Origin of the sequence: Halobellus litoreus (assembly GCF_024464595.1) — an archaeon.
Classification (GTDB): Archaea; Halobacteriota; Halobacteria; order Halobacteriales; family Haloferacaceae; genus Haloquadratum; species Haloquadratum litoreum.
This window is the reverse complement of the sequence record NZ_JANHAW010000005.1, coordinates 116,539-122,538: the sequence shown is the minus strand read 5'-3', so window position 1 is coordinate 122,538 and position 6,000 is coordinate 116,539. Positions and strand designations below refer to the sequence as shown.

7 protein-coding genes and 1 pseudogene are annotated in these 6,000 nt (G+C 58.7%); 2 read left to right on the top strand and 6 right to left on the bottom strand.

Features of this window, described 5'->3' with window-relative positions:
* Together NO360_RS18490 and NO360_RS18485 are read right to left on the bottom strand one after the other, a co-directional pair.
* A pseudogene (locus tag NO360_RS18490) lies at positions 1-949 on the bottom strand (hypothetical protein); the annotation flags it as partial.
* Between the two features lie 232 nt (positions 950-1,181).
* Positions 1,182-2,060 carry a DUF6166 domain-containing protein gene (locus tag NO360_RS18485; RefSeq protein ID WP_256309296.1) on the bottom strand — a complete coding sequence of 293 codons (879 nt, stop codon included), beginning with the start codon at positions 2,058-2,060 and terminating at the stop codon, positions 1,182-1,184.
* A 374-nt stretch (positions 2,061-2,434) separates the two neighbouring features.
* Here NO360_RS18485 and NO360_RS18480 point away from each other — a divergent pair, with 374 nt between their 5' ends.
* On the top strand, positions 2,435-2,629 hold the full coding sequence (locus NO360_RS18480) for a hypothetical protein (RefSeq protein ID WP_251331615.1): 195 nt from the start codon (positions 2,435-2,437) through the stop codon (positions 2,627-2,629).
* Positions 2,630-2,637: 8 nt separating this feature from the next.
* On the opposite strand, the gene NO360_RS18475 is transcribed toward NO360_RS18480, so the two are convergent.
* The 3 genes from NO360_RS18475 to NO360_RS19155 form a co-directional block, all read right to left on the bottom strand.
* Positions 2,638-3,570, bottom strand: coding sequence for a DNA polymerase sliding clamp (locus NO360_RS18475; RefSeq protein ID WP_256309295.1), 933 nt, complete (start codon positions 3,568-3,570; stop codon positions 2,638-2,640).
* A gap of 266 nt (positions 3,571-3,836) precedes the next feature.
* Positions 3,837-4,046 (bottom strand): hypothetical protein, encoded by a 210-nt coding sequence (locus tag NO360_RS18470; protein ID WP_112077698.1) that lies wholly within the window; start codon positions 4,044-4,046, stop codon positions 3,837-3,839.
* A gap of 98 nt (positions 4,047-4,144) precedes the next feature.
* Positions 4,145-5,332, bottom strand: coding sequence for a transcription initiation factor IIB (locus NO360_RS19155; protein ID WP_390282483.1), 1,188 nt, complete (start codon positions 5,330-5,332; stop codon positions 4,145-4,147).
* A 249-nt stretch (positions 5,333-5,581) separates the two neighbouring features.
* Here NO360_RS19155 and NO360_RS18455 point away from each other — a divergent pair, with 249 nt between their 5' ends.
* Positions 5,582-5,719, top strand: coding sequence for a hypothetical protein (locus tag NO360_RS18455; protein ID WP_256309293.1), 138 nt, complete (start codon positions 5,582-5,584; stop codon positions 5,717-5,719).
* Positions 5,720-5,722: 3 nt separating this feature from the next.
* Here the strand turns inward: NO360_RS18455 and NO360_RS18450 are convergent, their stop codons facing one another.
* Positions 5,723-5,971 (bottom strand): hypothetical protein, encoded by a 249-nt coding sequence (locus NO360_RS18450; RefSeq protein WP_256309292.1) that lies wholly within the window; start codon positions 5,969-5,971, stop codon positions 5,723-5,725.
* Positions 5,972-6,000: the final 29 nt, after the last annotated feature.

Here is a 6,000-nt window from a genome sequence, read left to right as displayed (position 1 = left end):
TCTGGAAGCCGCCGTAGATGATGGTCTCCGATCCTTCCTCGTCTTTGTTGGAGTCCTCATCGGAGTCGCTATCGTTACTAACAGCGATGGTGATGCCGTCTTCTTCGACGTCGTCTTCGATGTCCCCCTGATCGCCGGAGACGACGTGACGGAGGCTCGGGCAGATGACGACCATCTTGAACAACCCACCCCAATCGCGGTAGGACACCCACCCGAAGGGATTGGTTTCGCCGCGCTGCTGGAGTGCACTGATGATGGGGAGATACGCCTCCTGTGGGTTGATAATGGAGTACGAATCCGAGGCGATCTGCCACCGGAACTTAACATCGTAGCCGAGCGCGTTCAACGCCTTTCGGCGGTCGTCGACGATATCTTGATGATCATAGACACGCACGACTGCGTCGGCCTCACTCGCGGCGGCGAGGTCTTCGATCGAACTTCCGGTATAGGATTCAAGTGCGTCGACGTCGAGGCCATGCACACGGCGGATGACGGCAGTGTCGACACGCCCGGATGTCTCGACGAAATCGTTGGTCGCCCAGAGTTCACCGGAGCTCGCCTTCGGGAGGGCTTGGATAGCTTCCTTAAACGAGCGGGAGTTCGCTGCCGAACACCGGGTTTCCGGTGGAACTTCATCGGGATATTCCCGGGAGTCGTTCTCAGTGAGGCCGACGAATTTTCGGTCTGTCTCTCGGGTTAGGAGATCGGCAAGCGGAATGGGCGGGCGGTCGGTATCGGTGCGACTGGCGCTAGTATCGTTCTCGTCCCCACTGGTGTTCTCGGTCTCGTTCTCGTTCGAGTCGGAGCCGGGGGAGCGAGGCTGGCTGGAACTGGATTTGGATTCTGTTGACATGGGTGAGTCCTCGGTATCGAAAATGCCGCGGGAGTACGCACACGGCTGGGAGTGAACGGAGAAAACGCAGAGACGAGACGGCCGATCCCGTATCATGGGAGTTTGCCGCACAGTACTACAGCTACGAAGGGGAGTGGAGCGTGGAGAACCGCTAGAGCCGAGAGGAGAAAGATGGGGGGTGGTGGAGAGCCCGAACAGAATCCGTCCCGGTGGTCGTCAATCGACGCGCGGAACGCTTGGAGTGTTCTGTTTGGACATCCGATCCCCCCACCGAACAGGGGGGAACAAACAGGTGAGAGGGAAGCCGAGTCGGTCAGGCTGCTGTGGGTTACTCGTCTGCCTCACTAAGAGTACTTGTGAACGTCTGCTGGGCGGTGTCGCCCCGAGTGTTGGACATCTCCGAGAGCGACATTTCACGGGTGTCGTGCTCGGGGATGTGCTCTGTACCGCCGAAGTACTGGACGAAGCCGGGGCGAGCGTTAGGGATTTTCTTCGCGGATGCGTCGCTGATCCCCGCGAGCTGGGAGTGATTGCGCCCATAGCAGACCCAGGCTGCGAGTTCGCCCATCGAGTCGAACTGCTTGACGAGCGTACTGCGGGCGTTCGAGGGAATGTCGAGGCCTTGAATTCGATAAAGTGTCCCCGAAGCGACGGCGTCGCTGGCGGGATCTTCCTCACCGCTCCAGATGGCTTTCAGCCGTCGAAGGTTCTCGCGACGGTTCCCCGACTGCCACAGAACCTCCGCGTACTTCTCGGCGAGAGCGATCTCCGCGGCGTACGTGATGGACTCGAGGTCGGCATCCTCGAGATCGGGAACGTCTTCGGGGCCGGGGGCGGTGTTTTCGGGGTAGTCGCGACCGTCGATGGCCTCGACGTACTCATCTGAGCGGTAGTCTTGACGTTTGATTTCCCAGGTATCGTCGGTTAGTTCACGCCGGACGAAGTTCTCCGCGAATAGGTGGTAGTGTTCGACAGCGTAGTCCACGCCTTTGAGCGGGGCGAGGAGTGCGATAGCGAGTTGACTGGCCTTCTCGTCAGAGGCGTCAGGCCCCCAGTCGAATCCGCCGGGAGCGAGTCGGTGGACGAACAGATGCTTGTCGAGCAGGTTATCGCCAGCGTAGACGAAGTTTCCGCCAACGCCTCGTTCGCCTTGGTACGGTTCGTTCTTCCATTTCGTTTTTCGCGAGTAATCGGTTTTTGCTGGCATGAGATTAAGTCTGAAGGTGGGTTATCCATCAGCGGATTGGTGGGACTGCGACGGGTCCGAGGCGGGTCGTGCCTCGGTCGATGGTGTGGGACTCGGTTGTGATTGCTCTAGGTTGGTCGGAGACGAATGGTAGATGAGGTACTCGTCGTCATCGGCAAGTGCCTCGAGAACGCAGGACGCGCAGCCCGCGTAGTCGTCTGGCCAGCTGTCGAGTCTATAGAGTGAGTTCGTCTCCCAGCGACAGTACGGACACTTCCGCTGGGTTTCAGTTCTCGTATCGATAATCGAGAGAGGAGCCGCGTAGCGTCCAGGAGCCATCGATCGAGTAACTACCCAAGAGCCAAATCGCTGTTCGTGGTCGGGTCAGTCCCGGTATGTGCCCCAACGGTGGTCTCGTCGTTTGCTCCGTCAGGACTGAGATCGAGGCAGTGTTCGCCGATGGCGGTCTCCGGTTCGTCCGGGTGGAATACCCGGATAGTGAGTGCATCCTCGGAACGATCGACAGAAACGATGAATGTCTCGCCAAGCCGTATATCTGCATAGGTATCGCCGTCGCTGAGGGAGGTTAGCGAAGTCATTAGTTGGACCGGATTCGGGGGGCAATCATCGAGAGAATCTCGCACTCGCCGTCTGCAAACTCGTATTCGATCATCATTGGAAAGTCCGTCCCGAAGGTGATGCTGATTGCAGCGTTCTTCGGGAATTTCCGGGAGATGTCCTTAACGTAGTCAAGCGAAAACAGCGCCTCCGCGTCGACGGCGGTCAGCTCGGTATACTCCTCCTCCGTAAGTTCTAGGGACACGTCGTCGGTGTCGCCTTGGGCTTCGATGAAGACGGCCTGCTCGGTCTCGTCACAACGGATTTGGATGTGGTCGGAGACCATATCAGCTGCTTTCACCCCCCGCCTGATCTGCGATTCATCGACAGTGAACGACGCGGGGAGATCCATGTCCGGAATTTCGGGTTCCGACCTGATGCTGTCGGGGTCGATACACGCCATCGTGAACTCGACGCCATCGATGTAGATGACGAGTTTGAACGTATTCGTGTCGAACGAGAGTTCGACGAGATCATCCTTCTTCGCGAGTTTTAGGACCCCCTCGAGACGTTCGAGATTGAGGCCCAGAACACCCTCGGAGGCGTCGTAGGACTCGAAAGCCCCTGCGGACAGCACACCGTCGTCCATCGCGACGTTTGCGGGATCGACCGCACGGACCTGAATGCCATCAGGCTCAACATTGAACTTCACCTCGTCGACGATGGCGCGAAGCGTACCGACGAACTCCTTGATGTCACCGCCCATGATGGCGGCCTGGAACTGGCTCGGCGGTCCGGTGCCGACATCGGCCTCTTCTTCTGCGTCTTCCTCGACGTCCTCGTCGGCTTCACCGTCGGTGTTGGATTCTTGCTCCGGTTCAGAATCTGGTTCCGATTCCAGATCTGGTTCGGGCTCGCCTTTGGGTTGGGTATTTTCAGCGGTTTCTGCGGTGGTCGCGTCGTCGACGTCCATCTCAGATTCTACGTCTGAGGATCCGTCGTCGGGTGTGGTCGCTGGCTGTGCGTCCGCGCTTTCGGATTCGGTGTTGGTACTCATGTTTGAGTGGAGTCGTGGTCGCGATACTGTCGGTGATCGAGCTGCTCACGAAGGGAGAAAATCGAACCAATAATAGTAATAATAACGGTAGTACCGTTATGAACGGTAACCGTCATGAACTCTTCTACCTCCCCCCATCCCCGTGGGGTGGGCAAAACCGAGCATGATGGTCGCGATCTCGGTCACTCGGGGAAGTCGATAACGTCGGGGTTGGTCGAAAGCTCCCTGGCGACGCGGTCGAGTTCGACATCGTCGAGAGTGATTTTGATGAGCGCCTCGAGTGCATCGTCGTAGGCTTGCTGTACTTCACTCTGATTCGAGGCAGCGTCAAGGCGCTGCTGGAGTGCGGTCTGGAAGCGATTCGCTGCACGGTGGCGTGCGAGTGAGCCCATTTCGAGTTCCCCCACCGTCTCGGGGTGCGACAAACGAGCGGGGGTCGCAGGTTCCGCGTCCCGAGTGTTGGTCCTACGTAACGATTCGGATGGTTCGATTAGGACTGTTGCGTAGGATATAGGGGTGTCATCCGATCCGTCTCGTCGCCTACCACCGTTCCACAGGGTAACGAGAAATGGTCGAGGTTGCCGTCCGGATCGGGAAGTTCTCCGTCATCGGCAAGGCCTTGGAGCTCCCTCCAGAGCTTGCGAATCGTTGTCGGGGTCGTGTAGCCTTCCTCGGCAAGAGTTTGTTGGGTAAGTCGGAGGTTGCTTTGCCCACTCTCTTTGAAGGCGTGATAGAGACAGGCAACGGCGACGCCGTTCGGTTGCCGGCCGTTCGCGAGGACACCCACAGCGTTCGATCTGGAGAGCTGGTAGGCACGGCGTTCGAGACGAGGGGAGGCATCAACGGCACTCGCGAGTCGTGGGATGTAGTCCTGCGGGAGTGGTGGAGGCGTTGCGAGCTCAAGATCTTGATTTAGGCACTTGTAGTCCTGATTGATTTCTTTAATATCGACACGAGCGACTTCACCAATCTCTTTGAGCGTGCGTGGCAGGCGTTCGAGACGGCAAGCAGCGTACACACAGGCACTCGCCATACCTTCGACGGAGTTGCCGGCGAGCATCCCTTCTGCGCTAACCTCGCGGTAGAGGTCAGCGGCGCAGTCGTGGATAGAGCCGGAGAGTTCGAGCGCACTGACGAGGCGAGCGATTTCGCCGAGGCCGAGGCGGAGCGAGCGGTCGCGACTCGAGCCGGTTTTCGATCGACTATCCCACTTACGGAGTCGACGGAAACGCCGTTTGGTCTGACGCGACAGCGGGCGGTCGTACCCGTCACTGTTATATCCGATCTCCGTCGGGAGCCCCTTATGATGGAGGCGATGTGTGGTGGGAGCGCCGCCACGTTCGGGTTCACGGCCGTCCCCAGTATCGACCCAGCGAAGGCGCCGGTCGAGGATATCACGGAAGAGTACGAGGCCACATTCCCCACAGTAGGTTTCCTCCTCGTCAATGACGAGGTACTCGTCGGTTGCGCACTCAGGACACTGTATTTCATCGGTCGATTCCGAGTCCGTGGCTTTCGACTGCTCGTCTTCGGAGGCAGTCTCGCTGGAAAATGACTGAGTCTGCTGCTGGTTCTGCCTGAGGCGCGTCGAGACGGGAGTGGGAGACCCCGACCCGGCGGAAGACGAGCCGGTACTATGGGTCGTAGTGTCAGTGTTCTCGAGGGCATCTTGAGACATATGGAACGGGGGCGTAGACCCCCCAGTTCCTCCGGGGGAAGACAAACTGAAGGCGAGGAATCTGGTCGTAAGCAACCGAAGAGCACGATTCACGGTCCTTCGAGTTCGCTGTGTTCGTGTTCACTCATCGACGTCATCCCCGGAGGAGCGTGTCTGGCGGTGCTCACCGATCGGGATTAGTGGCTCGTCCATCCGAAGGATGAACATCCCCTCACTAGTAGTGATGACGTCGTCGGCGGGGGTCGGCTCATGGTGAGCATAGTGCTCGATATCGTTGCCGAGCAGGACACGGTGGGTGTCCGAGTCGTGGACGCGCAACTGGCGTTCGTAGCCATCGTCAACGTGGGTGCCGGCGAGGGCGAGGACGAACCACCCCGAGTCGGGTGAGCCTCACGTGGCTTCGAGAACACGATAGACACGGCCGGTGTCCTCGTCAAGGAAGTACACAGTCGGCGGGTTCTCGCGGTCGATATCGTGGGCTTTCGAGAGCGTCTGGAGAACGCACTCGTCGTCGAATTGATCGCGAAAATCAGCGAACGTATCGAGAGCAGTGCCTATGTCAGTATTCGTTTTGTTCGCACTTGAGTCTGTATTTGCGTCTGGGTCAGTGTTCTGGGTCATGGGTTCGGGAGATTGCATAGTTTCGGCTCTTGGTCATCCGGGTGGCC